Here is a 16,899-nt window from a genome sequence, read left to right on the forward strand (position 1 = left end):
TTTATTATCAGCCATTTTTCTGTTGCGGCAACACGATGCCTGAAATATGGCATCACTTATCCACGAGCGATAACTGTTCGGCTATTTTTGCTTTTGCATAGCAGACAAAGCGCGAAACAGCGGGCATTATCTCTGCCCAGTCAACGCTTGCCTGTCCCAGATAGTCGAGCCGCGCGGCTGCAAGTAGAGAAGCGTGCTCGTCCGGGAGATAAGGCATTAACCAGTCTGCCGCGCTGTCTTTCGCGGTAAAACCGCCTGTCGCCACGCTGTACCAGATGCGCGCCAGGGTCAACACGATATTGCGCTCGTCGCCCTGTAAATCACCATTGTCCTGCCAGAGCGTCAGCGTCTGACGGAATGTCTCCCGAATGTCGTTTTCCGGGACCGGCTCAAAAAGCAAATCCGCACGCTCGCCGGTTAAAGCCATGCTGGCACTACGCACCTGAGTCAATAAAATCGCCAGATCGCTATCCTGCTGTGCGGGTTCATACTTCCCGGCGTGAATATCCTCGCGCAACCACTCGCCAAACTGCATTTCCCGTCGGGGGGGAAAACGCCAGGGCACCACATCGGTATGCACCACAACCGTCACCTCAAGCGCCCGCCAGAGCGTCGACGTACCAGGCCAGGCTGACACCGACAGGAGTTCCTGCATCAGCGCTTCTCGCTGTGCCGTCGTCAGCGGCACACGCGTGGTGACCAGCAAATCAATGTCGCTGTAAGGTTTTAACCCACCTTCAACGGCAGATCCGTACAGGTGAATGGCCAACAGATCCTCTTCAAAGATCCGTTCAATGATGGCCGTCGCCTTTTCCAGTTGTTTCCGAAGGGTATCCGGAATCTTCAATGTCATCGCCTCACCGTCATCATGTCAGGTGCCACCTTAGCGCGACAGGAAGCCCGCTGACAAGCAACGGGCTGAGCCTGAATTTAGTGGTGCAGCATTTCGTCTACCACGGCCTGCGCCTTGAGTTGATAAGGATAGTAGGTTGGCCAGTTATCCATCTCTTCCAGTAGCGCCTGCTGTGAGGTATTGCCCATAAAAATATGGAAGTGGTTCGACGCCCGCGGCGCAATAATATGATCGCTGAACTGCACAAACTTCGGCGCTTTACTGTTTGCGTCTTTGCATTCAAACAGATAACGCACCCCTTTTTTACCTGAGGTGTAGGTCAGGATCTTGTACCCGGCATAGTCATACTGACAGGAAGCCACCTGCTTACCGGTATGAAACTCCATCACGCCATTTTCGATACCAATGGTGTCGACTTCCGTCGCATAGCCTTTCCGGTAATAGGCTTTCACCTCTTCCGCCGTTTTCCCCTTATCCTTTGCCGCCTTCTGTTTGAAAACCGGATCCAGCTCACCGCTGACCAGATAAGGATAAACGGATTGCCACATGCCATCCCAGTCGGTAAGCGCCCTGTCCTTAACATTGCTATCCGCAAATTCGCCTTCCGCTGCTTTCTGTTCCATCTCCGTCAACGGCACACCATGCGCGTGATCGCCATGGGCGAAGGCATAACTGCTGAACCACAACATTCCCAGAGAAACAGATAATTTTTTCCAATGAATAGCCAACGTCGTACCCTCAATCAAATGAACAAGATGAAATGTTATATTATAACAATAAAATTTATTCAACACTGTTACGCGTAAATGAAGGAAACTTGATCTGTTCACTTTTTATGCAATAACCAGATTCGATATACTGAAACCGGAGACAAAAAACAGGAGGTAATGACTATGTATCGTTCTGTTCTGGTGCCCATTGATATCTCAGAAGCCGATCTCACCCGGCAGCTTATTCCTCAGATCAAAATCCACGCCAAAACGGCAAAAGTCCATTTTCTGTCAGTCATTCCCTCAGTCCCCTTTTATGCATCCCTGGGGCTCGCCTACTCTGGCGAACTCCCGGATAAAAATGGACTGCAGACGAAGGCATTACAAAAACTCAACGAGATTGTGAAGCAATTCGATATCCCTGAAGGACGGGTACAGACGCATGTGGTATACGGCCCCCCGAAGGATCAGATCCTGAAGCTGGCGGATACCGTCAGTGCTGACCTGGTGATCATCGCGTCACACCAGCCCGGTATTTCAACATATCTGTTAGGTTCTACCGCCGCCGCCGTTGTGCGTCACGCGCACTGTCCGGTGCTGGTCGTTCGCTGAGCCGCAAACGGGAGTCTGCGGGCTCCCGTTTATGCCATTTTCACGATCCAGTCGCGGAAGATTTCCATCGCGGGCGTCATCGGTTTCGACTTCAGATGGGTGAGCCAGTAACCGCCCATTTGGATCTCAATGTCAAAGGGGCGAACGAGTTGTCCGGCCGCCAGTTCTCTGGCAAACATCACTGCCGGAACCAGTGCCGCACCGCCGGTATGGATAACCGTTTCAACCATCAGACGTGAGGAGTCAAAAACGGCACCATTGATCCGCTCTGCCGTCACACCTGCTGCAGCAAACCAGTTATCCCACTCATCTACCCGATATGAACGCAGAAGATTCTCTTGCAAGAGATCGGCTGGCCGCCTGAGCCGTAGGGCCGTTTCTGGCGTGCACAGGACAGTCAGCGGAGCCTCAAACAGCATTTCGTTATGGGTGGCGGGCCACAAGCCATTGCCAAAGCGGATGGCAAAATCCAGTCCCTCAGCCGCCAGATTCACAACGTTATTATTTGTACGCAGGCGTAGCTCAACGAACGGATGCGCCTGCCGGAATTGATCAATGCGCGGCAGTAACCAGCCAACGGCAAAGGTACCGACTGCAGCAACCGTGAGCACTTCACGATATTCCCCACCCTCAAACTGACGAAAAATGGTGTCGATTTGACCAAAGGCGTCGGTCAGGACGGCAAACAGTGCCTGCGCCTCATCCGTCATCTCCAGCCCTCTGGGCAGACGTTTAAACAGCACTCTGTTCAGGCGATCTTCCAGGATACGTACCTGCTGGCTGACGGCGGCCTGCGTGACACAAAGTTCCAGTGCCGCACGAGTAAAACTCAAATGGCGAGCCGAAGCCTCAAAGGCCCGTAGGGCATTAAGCGGAAGATTAGAGCGCATAATAAAGACTCATAAGATTTTCTTTATCCCAGGGTAAATTCTTCTCGCTTGTTAAGCAAGCGCAGAGAGCGGATAGTTCTGGCATCGCAAACACATCATGCGCCTTTAATTCTCTTTCTTCTTTTGTCTGTTTGAGCGGAAAAATAAAGTGCGTGCATTGATCAATTTACTGATTATCAAGGATGTTATTTATGTTTAAAAAACGAGGTCATCAGACGGTACTTATTGCCGCCGTGCTCGCTTTCTTTACTGCCAGTTCACCGCTTTTGGCTCGCACGCAGGGGGATCCCGCACAGGTCCAAGAAAAGCTGGCAGCATTAGAAAAACAATCGGGTGGTCGACTGGGCGTTGCGCTGATTAATACCGCCGATCGTTCGCAAATTCTTTATCGCGGTGATGAGCGCTTTGCCATGTGCAGCACCAGTAAGACGATGGTCGCTGCCGCGGTATTAAAACAGAGTGAAACTCAGCACGATATTTTGCAGCAGAAAATGGTCATCAAAAAAGCCGATCTGACGAACTGGAATCCGGTGACGGAAAAATATGTCGATAAAGAGATGACATTAGCGGAGCTAAGCGCTGCCACGCTGCAATACAGCGATAATACGGCAATGAATAAATTACTTGAGCACCTGGGCGGTACCAGTAACGTCACGGCTTTTGCCCGCTCAATTGGCGACACGACGTTTCGTCTGGACCGGAAAGAACCCGAGCTGAACACTGCCATCCCTGGCGATGAGCGCGACACGACCTCGCCGCTGGCGATGGCGATGGCGAAAAGCCTGCACAAACTGACGCTGGGCGATGCGCTGGCTGGCGCACAGCGTGCACAGCTTGTCGAATGGTTGAAAGGCAATACGACCGGCGGTCAGAGCATTCGTGCCGGACTCCCTGAAGGCTGGGTGGTTGGCGATAAAACCGGAGGCGGTGATTACGGCACAACCAATGATATCGCGGTGATCTGGCCCGAAGATCGTGCGCCGCTGATCCTCGTCACCTACTTTACACAGCCACAGCAGGACGCCAAAGGGCGTAAAGATATTCTGGCCGCCGCTGCAAAGATTGTGACGGAAGGGCTTTGAGCCCGGCGGGTAAGCGAAGAAAGCAAAAAGGCCCAGACAGATGTCTGGGCCTTCAAATTTGGGCCGCCATCGAGGCCTCGAACCCCGTTCCCTACAACAAAAGTCGTTCGCTCTTCCAGATGAGCTAATGGCGGTCTGCCGGTTTTTATTTCCGATTGAGAATCTACTCATTATCAGAACCGGGCGAGATAATACATAACTCAAATTACCCCTGCAATAGGTGTGGATGACTTTCCCTTATTATTACCGTTCGTTTGCTCATTATTCATGCTGGGCAATATATAAGAGATGATATATCGCACACCGGCGAATTCACCCGGACTGGCGCGCATAGAGGTAGGCTGTCGCCCGTGACACCCCTAAATGCTGTGCCACCGTATCCATGGATTTACGCACATTCAGCAATCCCTCTTTGCGTAACTGTTGGATCAGAACCTTTCTGTCTTCCGTTTTAAGCGCGCGCGCCGTGGTGGCGCGTTTCGCGGCAAAGTCATCGATGCGCTGGCGAATGACTTCAGTGCTCCCGGGGTCAAGATGTTCACGCACCGGTGAACTCTCTGTTTCGGTAAAACGCGCCAGCGCGCTTTGCATCCCCCGGAAAAGCGTCATATCGACATTAAGGCATAATGCGGCGACGTAATTACCCTTTTCATCCTTAATGCCAATAGACGTACTTTTTACCGGACGGCCATCAGCAAACTGATTGCCGTAGTTCGCAATAATTTCAGGAAAATCTGGAGAGGCAATCCTTGCCAGCCCGAGTTCCGTCGCCGGTTGTCCCGCCTCACGACCGGATAAATTATTATGTATCGACATAATCGCATGCTCAGGATCCTTGAGATCATGAACAACCACTTCGCAAAAAGGAGAAAACGTTTCGCTTAATCCCTTCGCGATAGTGTCAAGTTGGCTGAGAAGCGAATTCTCGTCGTTTTTTGGCATGCCGGTCTCCCACATTGATGCCCGTTGTCATTATTGCTATCCGTTTACAGCCTCACGAAACGGATTTCCCGGCCAGAAACTCACCGTAGCGCGCGATATCCACATTGCCGCCGCTGATGATAATGCCGACTTTTTTCCCGCTGAGTTCTGCTTTTCTCGCCCTTGCCGCTGCAAAGCCAAGACAGCCCGTGGGTTCTGCGACGATTTTCATACGCTCGGCCATAAACCTCATCGAAGCAATTAATTCATCGTCTGAAACGGTCAGAATATCATTGACGTATTTTTGAATCAGAGGGAACGTATAGTGCCCCAGATGTTGCGTCTGTGCACCATCAGCAATCGTTTTTGGCGTATCGATGTGAACGATTTTTCCGCTTCGAAAAGACTGCTGTCCGTCGTTACCGGCTTCAGGCTCCACGCCATAAATTATGCAATCTGGCGAAAGTTGCCGGGCGGCCAGTGCTGAACCTGAAAGTAAACCACCGCCCCCCAGACAGACAAAAAGAACATCCAGCGGACCAACCTCTTCAATTAACTCTTTGGTGGCCGTGCCCTGACCGGCGATAACATGCGGATGATCGTAGGGAGGGATGAGCGTCAGTCCCTGTTTCTCAGCCAGTTCACGGCCAATCTGTTCACGATCTTCCGTATAGCGATCGTACATAACAACATTGCCACCATACCCTTTGGTTGCCGCTACTTTCGCGGCTGGCGCATCATGAGGCATGATGATTGTCGCCGGAATACCCAGCAATTTAGCTGACAGCGCTATCGCCTGAGCATGGTTTCCGGAAGAAAATGTCACCACGCCAGCAGCACGTTGTTCCGGCGTAAACTGGCGTAATGCATTCATCGCCCCACGAAACTTAAAGGCTCCCATACGCTGTAGGTTTTCACATTTAAAGAAAACGTCAGCGCCAAATTCCGCATTGACGGTCCGGGAGGTCATCACCGGCGTCTTGTTTGCATATCCTTCAATACGCCCTGCGGCGGCGGCAACATCAGCATATTCCGGGAGTGTAATCTCAACCATTTTTTCACCTGTATAGCGTTAAGCGTCGGGCTTATTGCGCCAGCGCGAGTGCTTCTACTTCTAAGGCAGAACCATAATGCAGTTCTGCCACCCCAGCAACGACACGAGATGGACGGAAATCGCCAATCCATTCGGCGTAAATGTCGTTAAACGTCGGCCACTGGTTGATATCTGTCACATAGACACGTACGGAAACCAGATGCTGACGGGAGACACCGGCCCCCTTCAGACAGGCATCGACATTTTCCAGAACTTGTCTGGTCTGTTCCTCAAAAGACGCCCCCGCCTTTTTCTCACCATGCGGGGTGATTGGCAGTTGCCCTGAGATAAAAACAAATCCCCCTGCTGTCACGCTCGCCGAGTAGTGTCCAGCGGGAGGAAGCCCATGGGATGTTGTGTTCAATGTGATATCCGGGTGCATGTGCATCTCTCCTGCGTTCCATAGCTAATACATAATGTATTAATTTATACTTTTTGTATAGGTCGTTTATACACCACATTGCGCTGTGCGACTACCCCTTGTTTTGACGTCCGCCGTTTCCGCTCCTCGCTTATGTGACAGAGATCGCGGTTATGATTTGCGTCAGAAAATCAAAAGGTTCGATAATGGCCTCAATCGATATAGTGAATCCGAATGGGATGCAGAGTGATGAAATTAACCATACTGGTAGATAACAATACTTACATTGACAGGTATTTGACCGGAGAACCTGGCGTTTGCTATTACATTGAATGCTCAGGCTTAAAACTTCTTTTTGACGTTGGCTATTCTGATATTTTTTTAAAAAATGCACAGATCCTGGATATCGATCTTACGCACATTGATAAAATTGTATTATCACATGGACATAACGATCACACCTGGGGGTTAAACCATTTATTCCAGCATTACGACAGACTTCCATCATCTCCAGCAAAGAAAGTCGATATCATCGCCCACCCCGCCGCATTTACGCCTAAATTTTATGAGTCGAAACCCATTGGGATGAACCATAATGCCCTTTGTTTTGATTACTTCTTTAATATCGTCAGTTCCACACAACCCCTGAAATTATCCGAAGACATCACTTTTTTAGGGCAAATCCCCCGCCTTAACCATTTTGAAGCGCAAAATCCGGTAGGCCACACACATAATCATGATGGTGAGTTAACGGCTGATTACGTGATTGATGATAGTGCAATGGCAATTAAGACAAAGGATGGACTGGTGATTGTCACCGGATGTTCCCACGCCGGGATTTGTAATATTATTGAGCACGCAAAATCAGTCACTGGAGAATCGAAAATTGCTTCCGTTATAGGCGGCTTTCATCTCCTTAATGCTGATGAATCCTTACTCTCGGAAACCGGGAAATATCTTAGCGCATTGTCGGCTACTACGCTTTATCCCAGCCATTGCACCGATCTTGCCGCAAAAATCCATCTGTCCCGTTATGTGGATCTCAAAGAAACGGGCGTGGGACTCACGCTGACTTTCCCCATGTAGGAGCAGATTATGTGAAGGGAGACCGTGTTTTCTGTCTCCCGATGATTCATACCTGCAGCGACGATCACCTGACCACCAGCAGATCGGAAAAACGCGTGGTGTAGCGCGGAGAAAGCATCTGCCGTCTTAACTGCCATGGTGGCTGAATCCCCTGCCCGACAAAGTACAGCGTTCCTCTTCCCTGTTTGGCATTGAGCGTATCCAGAACTTCCATCAACTTCTCGCTGCCGGGACGCGGTGCGTTATCATCGAACAGATTGAGTTGCGCCACGCCCTGACTGAAAAAATCACCGAGCATGACTCCAGCCTTCTGATAACGATGCCCCTCTTTCCAGATAGCGTCCAGGCATCGCGTGGCTGCGCTGATGATGTCCCGGCTGTCCTGTGTCGGTGTCAGCAGTTTTACGGACGCGCTATTGCCGTACCAGGTTTCATTCGGCGCAAACGGCGACGTTTTCACAAATGTCGAAATGAACCGGCAATACTGATGCTCACTCCGGAGCTTCTCCGCCGCGCGCGTCGCATAAGCACAAATCGCCTGGCGCATCTGTTCGTATTCCGTAATGCGCTCGCCGAATGAGCGACTAAAAACGATCTCCTGCTTCGCGGGCGCAAACTCCTCAAGCGCCAGGCAAGGCTCACCGCGTAACTCCCGCACGGTTCTTTCCAGTACGACATTGAAGTGCTTGCGTATCACCGCGATGTGCGTATCCGCCAGATCGAGTACCGTTTCTATGCCCATCGCGGTCAGCTTTTTACTGATACGACGACCAACGCCCCACACCTCATCAACCGGCAGAGCCGCCATCAGTTTTCGCTGCCGTTCGAGATTCGACAGATCCACAACGCCACCCGTCTGCTGCGGCCACTTCTTCGCCGCGTGGTTGGCCAGCTTGGCCAGCGTTTTTGTCTGTGCAATCCCCACGCCGAGTGTCAGATGTGTCCGCTTTAAGACCGTGTCGCGGATCTCTTTGCCAAAATCCGTGAGATCCCGACAGTTTCGGACTCCCGTCAAATCGCAAAAGGCCTCATCGATACTGTAAATTTCAACGCGTGGTGATAGCGCTTCGAGCGTCGACATGACCCGATTGCTCATGTCGCCGTAGAGTTCATAATTCGAACTGAAACACACCACCCCATGACGCCGGAACGCCTCTTTTTGCTTGAAATAGGGCGCTCCCATGACCACCCACGGTTTCGCTTCGGGACTACGGGAAATCACGCAACCATCGTTATTTGACAGCACAACAACCGGTTTGCCTTTCAGATCGGGCCGAAACACCGTCTCACAGGACGCATAAAATGAATTCACATCGCATAACGCAAACACGTCACACCCCATAGAAACTGTATTTATATACAGTATTATTTAAGATATTTTTTAACTTGCAAGCAAAATTCTGGCGCTTTTTTTAGTGGATTGTTCTGCCTGAAAACGTGGTCGGTTATCCACAGAAACGGTGCATAACCCTGTGGGTGAGTGACATGACGTTGTTAATCAAGTTTGTTCGCATGCCGTATCCCTACGTCAGTCGGATATCTCCGTTCCTCTCCGTAACAACGTAAACCGAAGTGGGTATGTCTGCTCACAAAACAGGCAGGTTAATTACTCATTAACCTGCCTGCCATTGGGATACCACTTAAGGCCACCGGGGAATCACAAAGAAACCAGCCGTGTACGGTTTGCAACGCCTGGGGGACGAACAATACGCAGCAATAGTTAACTCACTGCCTTTACAATAAATGTCACGACGCCAAAAATCGCCAGGGCGTCCTCACTGCCGATGATGATGGGAGAATAGGCGCTGTTCATAGGGTTAAGCTGAACGGTAGGTCGCAACTGCAACCGCTTCACCGTGAATTCCCTCTCCACCGCCGCAATCACGATATCTCCGTGGCTGGCAGTACGTGAACTGTCCACCACCAGCAGATCGCCGTCGCCGATCCCCGCATCGATCATCGAGTCGCCAGCAGCCCTGACGAAATAAGTCGAACTGGGATGCTGAACAAGTAATTTGTTGAGATCGATACTCTGCTCAACGTAATCGGCCGCCGGACTGGGGAATCCGCACGGAACCCGATCGCTGAAAAGTGGAAAGGTAATGACTTCATGCCATTCCGCAGGTCTGTACAACGTCATAATGCACACCTTTAATACTGTTTTTATATACAGTAATTTCAACTCCGACAGGGATCAAGTCATTGGCAACACGCCGCTGCGCAAAGCGTCGCCACATTGTGCGTAACCATTTATTGATCCTACAAATATACGGTTTGTAAATTTTTGCGCTGAGTGACGACGTCCGCCGTTTCAGGACAGGTGTGGGGGAGCATTTCCGGAAAGCGAAAAAAAACCGGCGATGACAGCCGGTTTCCTCTCTGCATAGCGTGACTTACCAGCCGCAGACGTCGTGCTCATTTTCCGTATCGTAGGAACGCACGGTATTGACGAGATCTTTCACCACTTCAGCGGCGACGTCAGGCACCAGTAAAGTCATTGGCGCTTCGGTTTCGTAATCGACAGAGACGCCATTACTGTTGTTCGTCACAGTGACGGTATAGGTTGCTTTGCCCATGATTATTTCTTCCCGGTATGAATGACTTTTCGTTGATTCGCGCTTTCCATCAGTACCTCTGGCGCGACGAAAAAGTCGATATTGAAATAGGTGTCATCGCTCATCACTTCGATGTTGTGCCACTTTTCCGGTGGGAACACACCAAACTGGCCCGCTTCAATGATCATCACTGTTTCGGCTTTTGGACTGTGTTCATCCGCATATCCGAGATATTTGACCGCCCCCTGCATCACCGACAAACGGGGATAAACGCCCGGTCGGGTTCCTTTATCAAGGTGGCGTTCGAAAATTCCGGCAGGTGCCGTTTCTTTGTTCCAGAACGGCGTGGCACGTGTGTGAATATGATTTTGTGGAATCTGAAGCATGTCCTTCCCTCTTCCAGTCGGTAGGATGCGATTGTGAGTAAACCGCTGTTCCAGAAAGGTTACGCCTCATAACTGGCATTTTAAATACACCAAAGGGGGCAAGTGACATTCATCACTGGTTTTGTCTGACAGAGGAAAGCCTGTCTCCAGGCTTTCCTCCTGCTATATTATCGACCAGGTGTTTTTAATGGATTGCCAAATTGCTCCAGATACACCTCCCCCAACGCTTTCGTGGCGTAATCATTTAAATGACCGACGTCACGATACAGCGGTATGCCCTCAATTTCCGTCCTGCACAGCCCGTCAGGACATTGCACATTTTTGGGATCGACAATAATCAACGATGGGAAGCGGGCCTGTAACGTGGCAAAAAACGGTTCCGTCCAGACACTTTTATTAATCTGTGGATTCGGGTTGCATGCCTGAGGCTCATACTCTCCCCGCGTCTTAAAATGTTCATAAAAACAGGTCAGGAAGTTCTTCGGCATCGGGAACATCGTTTTCACCAGTACCGGCTGCGCCCCGGCATCAATAATGTCCTGTATTGCCTGTTCCGTGGCTCGGGTGAGAATATTGATAGATTCCGCAGGCGATGGGGAATCCTTAATCTGCGATCTGACCCTGAATGCCGCATAGTTTTCCCAGACCTGAGAAATGATCACATATTTATACTTATGGTTTCGGATCGCTTCATAGTATTTTTTGACATTCTCATGACAGGCCCGGTAATAATCGCCTTTATAAGTATAGAGATCGTCGTGATACACACGGGGAATCGCCAGGCACAGTGAAGTCGCTTTCATATCAACAGCAACATGCGCATTTTTCCCCATAATATCGAAGAAATTCCAGTACTGATTAGAGTGCGAATCGCCCATCAGGAGCGCTTTCTCAGAAGCGGTTTTATCCCCCACCACACAAGCCATATCGGTTCCTGTGACGTTTTCGTTCATACAATCCTGACGCTGCTTTATCTTCGTCTCTTTGAGCACATGGTTGATATGACTTAACGACTCGCCGAATCGTAGATAGCTAAATCCGTCAAAACGCTTACTGACCGACATCAGGGTAATAATGGCAATCAGTGGGATAACCACCAGCAGAATCAGCGTTTTTTTCAACGACTGACGAGGCTTCCGGTAGGGTTTCTCGATGAAATAATATGATCCCATCGCCAGCAACACAGCCAGACCCAGACCAGCCATTCTGGCATAGACACTGGTAATACCGATGTAGTGCAGTGTCGCGAAAATCGGCCAATGAAAGAGATAAAGCGAATAGGAGATCGTGCCAAGCCAGACCAACGGCGGGAATGACAGCAATTTACAGGTCAGAATATTTTGCTGGCTACCGGTGAAAATTAACACCGCGGTACTGACGCAAACGATCAGGGTGTAAGCATTGGGATAACCCAGAATGACATCACTTCTGACGCTAACAAACAATATTGCCGCCACCGCAATGAACGAAAGGCTATTAAGCGCGATCTTGTTTATTTTTTGTGCCATCGGGAGATAAATACAGGCACAGACACCGAGCATGAACTCAAAGAGTCGGGAGGCGAAGAAATAATACGTTTTCGTCGGATGCGCACCTGAGTAGTGCCAGGCGATATAGATGCCTGCAATCGTCAGCAATGGCGCCAGGTAGTTAAGCGCCCGTTCGTGCGTTTTTTTACGGATGACGTAATAGATTACCGGGAAAAAGACATACCATTGCCACTCGATGGATAAGGACCAGGTGTGAAGCAACAGCATGGCGTTTGAATCAGGCGCTGCATAGGCGGTTGTTTCATCGCCAAAATAGCGGTTTGAGACAATCAGCAGCGTCTGCTTTATGCTTTTGAGAAAAGAGGCATAATCTTCAGGCAACCAGAATAGCGACGCAATGACAACGCAGAGCAGCATCATTGTCAGCATTGCTGGCTGCAATCGCCATATTCTACGCAAATAAAAATCGCTAAAGCTGAAATGCCCCGCATCCATTCGGTCTTTTATTATCGATGCGATGAGAAAGCCTGAAATGACGAAGAAAATATCGACCCCGATGAAACCGGATGCAAATAGCGAAAATCCGGCGTGAAATAACACCACCAGCAATACGGCAATCGCCCTTATGCCGTCAATATCAGAACGATACTTCATCGATTATCCTGCGAACGAAATATAAAGTGCGGATTTTACATGAGATTATTCAAAAGTGAACCGCCAATGACACGCTGTTTTGTTGTCGTTTACCTCAATAAAAAACCCGCCGATGGCGGGCTCCATGGCTTACGACTGTAGGGTCGCCAGCCGTGCGGCGAAACCGACAAAAATCAGGCCAATCAGCGAGTTTCCGATCTTCGCCAGTTTCTTTTTAGTACGAATGTACTGGGTGACAAAGGCGCCCGAGATAATCAGGAAGCTCAGGTAGCAGAAGCTCACCACTTCAAGCGTGATCGCTAAAATAAAGAATGACAGTCCCGCGTGCGGCGCATTCACATCAATAAACTGCACAAAAAAGGAGACGTAGAACAGAATGGCTTTTGGGTTCGTCAGGCTCAATACCAGCGCACGTTTAAAAATGGCGCCAAAGGGAACCGCGTCTTCAGTTGTCTCACCGCTTTTTGCTTTAAGCGTGGCATAGAGGATTTTTGCGCCCAGATAAAGCAGGTAAAAGGCACCGAGATAGCGGACGATATTAAACAGCACTGGCGTCGTTTTAATCAGCGTCGCCACCCCGGCATACGCCAGAAACATGAGCACCGCGTCACCAATAAATACCCCGCTTGCCGCAAGGTAACCGCCCTTCATTCCACGTCCGACGCTGTTTTTCAGCACAAATATCGTGTTCGGTCCCGGAACCAGGACAATAAAAATAGCCCCGACCAGATAAGTCCAATAATTCAGTACACCATACTCTGCAAACACGTTAACCTCTTCTTCCTGAAACCACTTTTTCGCTTAACTGCGAAACAATATGCTAACGGATGCACCAGTCCAAGGGAAGCGCTTATCCCCCGCTTTATTTCAGTGAGAATGCCGGATAGCGCTCGGCAAAATAGTGGCGTAAGAATTCCACCGTAATACGCACTTTGGCTGACGTCGCCAGTCGTGAAACATACACCGCCCAGATATTGGCCGGTTGGTAATACTCCGGCAGGACATGCACCAGATGACCGCTGGCAATGTTATCGCAGACATCCCACCAGGAGCGCAGCGCAATCCCCTGTCCGTCCAGACACCACTGATGCACAATCTCACCATGATTCGATGACAGCGGCCCGGTCACCTTAATGGCGTGCTCCCCCTCTTTATTCTGCAATTGCCAGATCCCAAAGGGATGGTCACGCTCTTTGATCACTAAGCAGGAACAGGTAGCAAGATCGGCAAGCTGTTTTAGCGTACCGTGCTGTGCCAGGAACGACGGCGATGCACAAAGGATTCGGTAGTTCGTTCCCAGCTTGCGGGCGATCAAATTTGGCGCAATGTCGTCGCCAATACGGATATCGAGATCGACACCTTCATTAGCCAAATCCACCAGCCGGTCTTCCACATCAAAGCGCAACTCCAGTTGCGGATACTGTCTTGCCAGGGCGGACAGCGCAGGAGCCACCACCTGTCGACCAAAACCAAAACTACTGATGATGCGCAGCATCCCTTGCGGAACCTGCCGGACATCAGAGAGTTCATCCATCATCTGATCGACATCATGCAGAATACGCTGCGCCCATTCATAGATGCGCTCACCCTCTTCCGTAATGGTGACGCGACGCGTGGTGCGGTGCAGCAGAACCACATTCAGGTTCTGTTCAAGCAGCGCAATGCGTTTACTGACATAGGCGGGTGAGACCCCCAGTTCCTGGGCGACGGCAGCGAATCCCGCCCGACGGGCGACCAGCATAAAGACGCGTAAATCAGTCAGCAGAGGAGGATTATTCATGATCTGTGTTTTATGTTTCACCAGTTAGGGAGATTAACTGTGGATCAGTCAATTATAGGATAAGGAGGAAGTCAATTTTGCTACCCTACAAGTGAGAACTGGTATGAAAAAAACCTGTCGTATTGCCGCCATTGCTGGTGATGGCATCGGTAAGGAAGTGCTGCCAGAAGGCATTCGCGTTTTGCAGGCCGCCGCCAGACGTTGGGATCTGTCGCTCAGCGTTGAGACGTTCGAATGGGCCAGTTGCGATTATTACCTTGAGCACGGGAAAATGATGCCGGATGACTGGCGCGAACAGTTATCCTCCTTTGACGCCATTTACTTTGGCGCCGTCGGCTGGCCGGAGACGGTTCCGGACCATATTTCCCTGTGGGGGTCGCTGCTGAAATTCCGTCGGGAATTCGATCAGTATGTGAACCTGCGCCCGGTTCGCCTCTTCCCCGGCGTGCCCTGCCCGCTGGCCGGCAAGAAGCCTGGCGATATTGATTTCTACGTCGTGCGTGAAAACACTGAAGGGGAATACTCTTCACTGGGCGGACATATCAACCCAGGCACTGAGCATGAAGTGGTCATCCAGGAGTCCGTTTTCACCCGTCGGGGCGTGGATCGTATTCTGCGCTATGCGTTTGAATTAGCCCAAAGCCGCCCGCGTAAGACGCTGACGTCGGCGACCAAATCCAATGGTCTGGCAATCAGTATGCCGTTCTGGGATACACGCGTAGAAGCCATGGCGCAGCACTATCCCGATATCCGCTGGGACAAGCAGCACATTGATATTCTTTGCGCCCGTTTTGTGATGCAGCCGGAGCGCTTCGATGTGGTGGTCGCCTCGAATCTGTTTGGCGACATTCTTTCCGATCTCGGCCCGGCCTGTACCGGCACCATTGGCATTGCCCCCTCGGCTAACCTGAACCCTGAGCGTAACTTCCCCTCGTTGTTCGAACCGGTACATGGTTCCGCACCGGATATTTATGGCAAAAACCTCGCCAATCCGATTGCGACCATCTGGGCGGGGGCGATGATGCTGGATTTCCTCGGTGCAGGAGAAGCGAAGTACACTGCCGCGCATGACGGAATTCTGGCAGCGATTGAGCACGTCATTGCCACTGGCCCTAAAACGCCGGATCTGAAAGGCAGCGCATCGACGCAGCAGGTCGGTGATGCCATTTGTAAGGTGTTAGAGTCGTAAAACCATCGTGCCGGATGCCGCTAATGACATCCGGCAACAGCCGCTTATTGCGGGTATTCCTGTAATAGCGTATTGAGCTTCGTCGCCATTAACGCCGCACGCCAGCCGGAAATGAGTTCAGGTTCCGTTGTCTGCGGCTTTAACTTCCAGTGCCAGTTGAGCAGCTGGTTGATCTGACGACGTGACGCCAGCAGCTCTGCGCTGACGTGATGTTCCGTACTCACTTCCGTCACCAGCGCCTTGATCGCCTTAAACGCTTTGCGATAACCCGGCATATCCATCAGATTCAGCAGCGGTTCCGGCAGCGCCTCTTCCGGCAACGCCTGCGCTTTGGCAACCAGCGAGAGCAGCGTTTTGCCGTGGAAGCGAATTTCACTGCCAGAAAGCCCCAGGCTGTCGAGTTCGCCCATGCTGCCGGGCATATAGCGCGCCACGGACCACAGGTGCTCTTCGCGAACCACGAAGTTAACAGCCAGATCGCGCTCACGCGCTTTACGCAGACGCCAGTCGGCAAGCAGTTGCAGGCAGGCCAGTTGACGCGTGCGTAGCTGCCAGGCGTTGGTGATCTCGCGCCAGGCATCTTCCGGTGCCAGGATCTCCTGACGACGGGTTTGCATCAGACGACACTCATCCAGCGCCGCAGGCAACCAGCCCGCCGCCTCGGTTTCCGCCATCAGTTTCCCGGCAATCGGTAACAGATACCAGACGTCGGCTGCCGCGTATTCGCACTGGCGCTCAGTCAGTGGACGCGCCAGCCAGTCGGTACGTGACTCGCTCTTATCCAGCGCCACGCCGGTGAACTCTTCCACCATTGATGCAAAACCCCACGACAGGGGACGACCACAAAATGCCGCCAGGATTTGGGTATCGATCAGCGGCTGCGGCAGTTCGCCAAACGCATTCAGAAAGACTTCCAGATCTTCACTGCCCGCGTGCAAAAACTTGGTGATGGCGGTATCGCGCAGAATCGCTTTCAGCGGCGACCAGTCGCTAATGCCATGCGGATCAATCAGCGCGACATGTTCGCCGTCAAACAGCTGAATCAGGCCCAGTTGCGGATAATAGGTGCGGGTACGAACAAATTCGGTATCCAGGGCAATCGCAGGAAACGCACGGACCGCTTCGCACAGGGTCGCCAGCGCGTCGTCAGTGGTGATCATTTGGTAATTCAAATTGCATTCTCTTCGGTTTACGCCAAAAAAAACGCCGGATTCACCCGGCGTCAGATTGCTGACAA

At 51.2% G+C, this 16,899-nt stretch carries 18 protein-coding genes and 1 tRNA gene; 4 read left to right on the top strand and 15 right to left on the bottom strand.

Annotation, left to right across the window (positions count from 1 at the left end):
• Positions 1-52 precede the first annotated feature (52 nt).
• Together AOY24_RS05330 and zinT are read right to left on the bottom strand one after the other, a co-directional pair.
• The gene (locus AOY24_RS05330; protein WP_054176275.1) at positions 53-853 is read right to left on the bottom strand and encodes an aminoglycoside adenylyltransferase family protein; all 801 of its coding nucleotides are present in this window, start codon (positions 851-853) and stop codon (positions 53-55) included.
• A 77-nt stretch (positions 854-930) separates the two neighbouring features.
• On the bottom strand, positions 931-1,581 hold the full coding sequence (gene zinT / locus AOY24_RS05335) for a metal-binding protein ZinT (protein ID WP_043000434.1): 651 nt from the start codon (positions 1,579-1,581) through the stop codon (positions 931-933).
• Between the two features lie 165 nt (positions 1,582-1,746).
• Between zinT and uspF the strand changes: the two genes are divergently transcribed.
• Positions 1,747-2,175 (top strand): universal stress protein UspF, encoded by a 429-nt coding sequence (gene uspF, locus AOY24_RS05340; RefSeq protein ID WP_054176276.1) that lies wholly within the window; start codon positions 1,747-1,749, stop codon positions 2,173-2,175.
• A 29-nt stretch (positions 2,176-2,204) separates the two neighbouring features.
• On the opposite strand, the gene AOY24_RS05345 is transcribed toward uspF, so the two are convergent.
• On the bottom strand, positions 2,205-3,065 hold the full coding sequence (locus AOY24_RS05345) for a LysR family transcriptional regulator (RefSeq protein ID WP_054176277.1): 861 nt from the start codon (positions 3,063-3,065) through the stop codon (positions 2,205-2,207).
• 191 nt (positions 3,066-3,256) lie between these two features.
• Between AOY24_RS05345 and blaSED the strand changes: the two genes are divergently transcribed.
• Complete coding sequence (gene blaSED, locus AOY24_RS05350; RefSeq protein ID WP_054176278.1) at positions 3,257-4,147, top strand: SED family class A beta-lactamase; 891 nt, start codon at positions 3,257-3,259, stop codon at positions 4,145-4,147.
• A 59-nt stretch (positions 4,148-4,206) separates the two neighbouring features.
• On the opposite strand, the gene AOY24_RS05355 is transcribed toward blaSED, so the two are convergent.
• From AOY24_RS05355 to AOY24_RS05370, 4 genes are all read right to left on the bottom strand, one after another.
• Positions 4,207-4,281: transfer RNA gene (locus AOY24_RS05355), tRNA-OTHER, on the bottom strand.
• 178 nt (positions 4,282-4,459) lie between these two features.
• A complete protein-coding gene (locus AOY24_RS05360) occupies positions 4,460-5,089 on the bottom strand; it encodes a transcriptional regulator (protein ID WP_043000430.1) in 630 nt (209 codons plus the stop codon).
• Between the two features lie 52 nt (positions 5,090-5,141).
• Positions 5,142-6,122 (bottom strand): threo-3-hydroxy-L-aspartate ammonia-lyase, encoded by a 981-nt coding sequence (locus tag AOY24_RS05365; protein ID WP_043000429.1) that lies wholly within the window; start codon positions 6,120-6,122, stop codon positions 5,142-5,144.
• Positions 6,123-6,153: 31 nt separating this feature from the next.
• Positions 6,154-6,543 (bottom strand): RidA family protein, encoded by a 390-nt coding sequence (locus AOY24_RS05370; RefSeq protein ID WP_043000428.1) that lies wholly within the window; start codon positions 6,541-6,543, stop codon positions 6,154-6,156.
• Positions 6,544-6,771: 228 nt separating this feature from the next.
• Between AOY24_RS05370 and AOY24_RS05375 the strand changes: the two genes are divergently transcribed.
• Complete coding sequence (locus AOY24_RS05375) at positions 6,772-7,608, top strand: MBL fold metallo-hydrolase (protein WP_044257654.1); 837 nt, start codon at positions 6,772-6,774, stop codon at positions 7,606-7,608.
• Positions 7,609-7,672: 64 nt separating this feature from the next.
• Here the strand turns inward: AOY24_RS05375 and AOY24_RS05380 are convergent, their stop codons facing one another.
• The 7 genes from AOY24_RS05380 to AOY24_RS05410 form a co-directional block, all read right to left on the bottom strand.
• Complete coding sequence (locus AOY24_RS05380; protein ID WP_044263724.1) at positions 7,673-8,938, bottom strand: Y-family DNA polymerase; 1,266 nt, start codon at positions 8,936-8,938, stop codon at positions 7,673-7,675.
• A 390-nt stretch (positions 8,939-9,328) separates the two neighbouring features.
• Positions 9,329-9,748, bottom strand: a complete 420-nt coding sequence (locus AOY24_RS05385) for a translesion error-prone DNA polymerase V autoproteolytic subunit (RefSeq protein ID WP_043000425.1) — start codon at positions 9,746-9,748, stop codon at positions 9,329-9,331.
• Positions 9,749-10,001: 253 nt separating this feature from the next.
• A complete protein-coding gene (locus AOY24_RS05390) occupies positions 10,002-10,184 on the bottom strand; it encodes a DUF1869 domain-containing protein (RefSeq protein WP_012132688.1) in 183 nt (60 codons plus the stop codon).
• A gap of 2 nt (positions 10,185-10,186) precedes the next feature.
• A complete protein-coding gene (gene yeaR, locus AOY24_RS05395; protein WP_054176279.1) occupies positions 10,187-10,549 on the bottom strand; it encodes a DUF1971 domain-containing protein YeaR in 363 nt (120 codons plus the stop codon).
• 167 nt (positions 10,550-10,716) lie between these two features.
• A complete protein-coding gene (locus tag AOY24_RS05400) occupies positions 10,717-12,693 on the bottom strand; it encodes an acyltransferase family protein (RefSeq protein ID WP_054176280.1) in 1,977 nt (658 codons plus the stop codon).
• Positions 12,694-12,822: 129 nt separating this feature from the next.
• A complete protein-coding gene (gene leuE / locus AOY24_RS05405) occupies positions 12,823-13,461 on the bottom strand; it encodes a leucine efflux protein LeuE (protein WP_043000422.1) in 639 nt (212 codons plus the stop codon).
• Between the two features lie 94 nt (positions 13,462-13,555).
• Complete coding sequence (locus AOY24_RS05410; protein WP_054176281.1) at positions 13,556-14,473, bottom strand: LysR substrate-binding domain-containing protein; 918 nt, start codon at positions 14,471-14,473, stop codon at positions 13,556-13,558.
• Between the two features lie 103 nt (positions 14,474-14,576).
• On the opposite strand from AOY24_RS05410, the gene AOY24_RS05415 reads away from it, so the two are divergent.
• Positions 14,577-15,662 (top strand): tartrate dehydrogenase, encoded by a 1,086-nt coding sequence (locus AOY24_RS05415; RefSeq protein ID WP_043000420.1) that lies wholly within the window; start codon positions 14,577-14,579, stop codon positions 15,660-15,662.
• A 44-nt stretch (positions 15,663-15,706) separates the two neighbouring features.
• Here AOY24_RS05415 and rnd read toward each other — a convergent pair whose 3' ends face one another.
• Positions 15,707-16,834: a ribonuclease D gene (rnd, locus tag AOY24_RS05420; protein ID WP_082010091.1), complete on the bottom strand. Its 1,128-nt coding sequence runs from the start codon at positions 16,832-16,834 to the stop codon at positions 15,707-15,709.
• Positions 16,835-16,899 lie beyond the last annotated feature (65 nt).

Origin of the sequence: Citrobacter sp. CtB7.12 (assembly GCF_001297795.1) — a bacterium.
Classification (GTDB): Bacteria; Pseudomonadota; Gammaproteobacteria; order Enterobacterales; family Enterobacteriaceae; genus Citrobacter_A; species Citrobacter_A amalonaticus.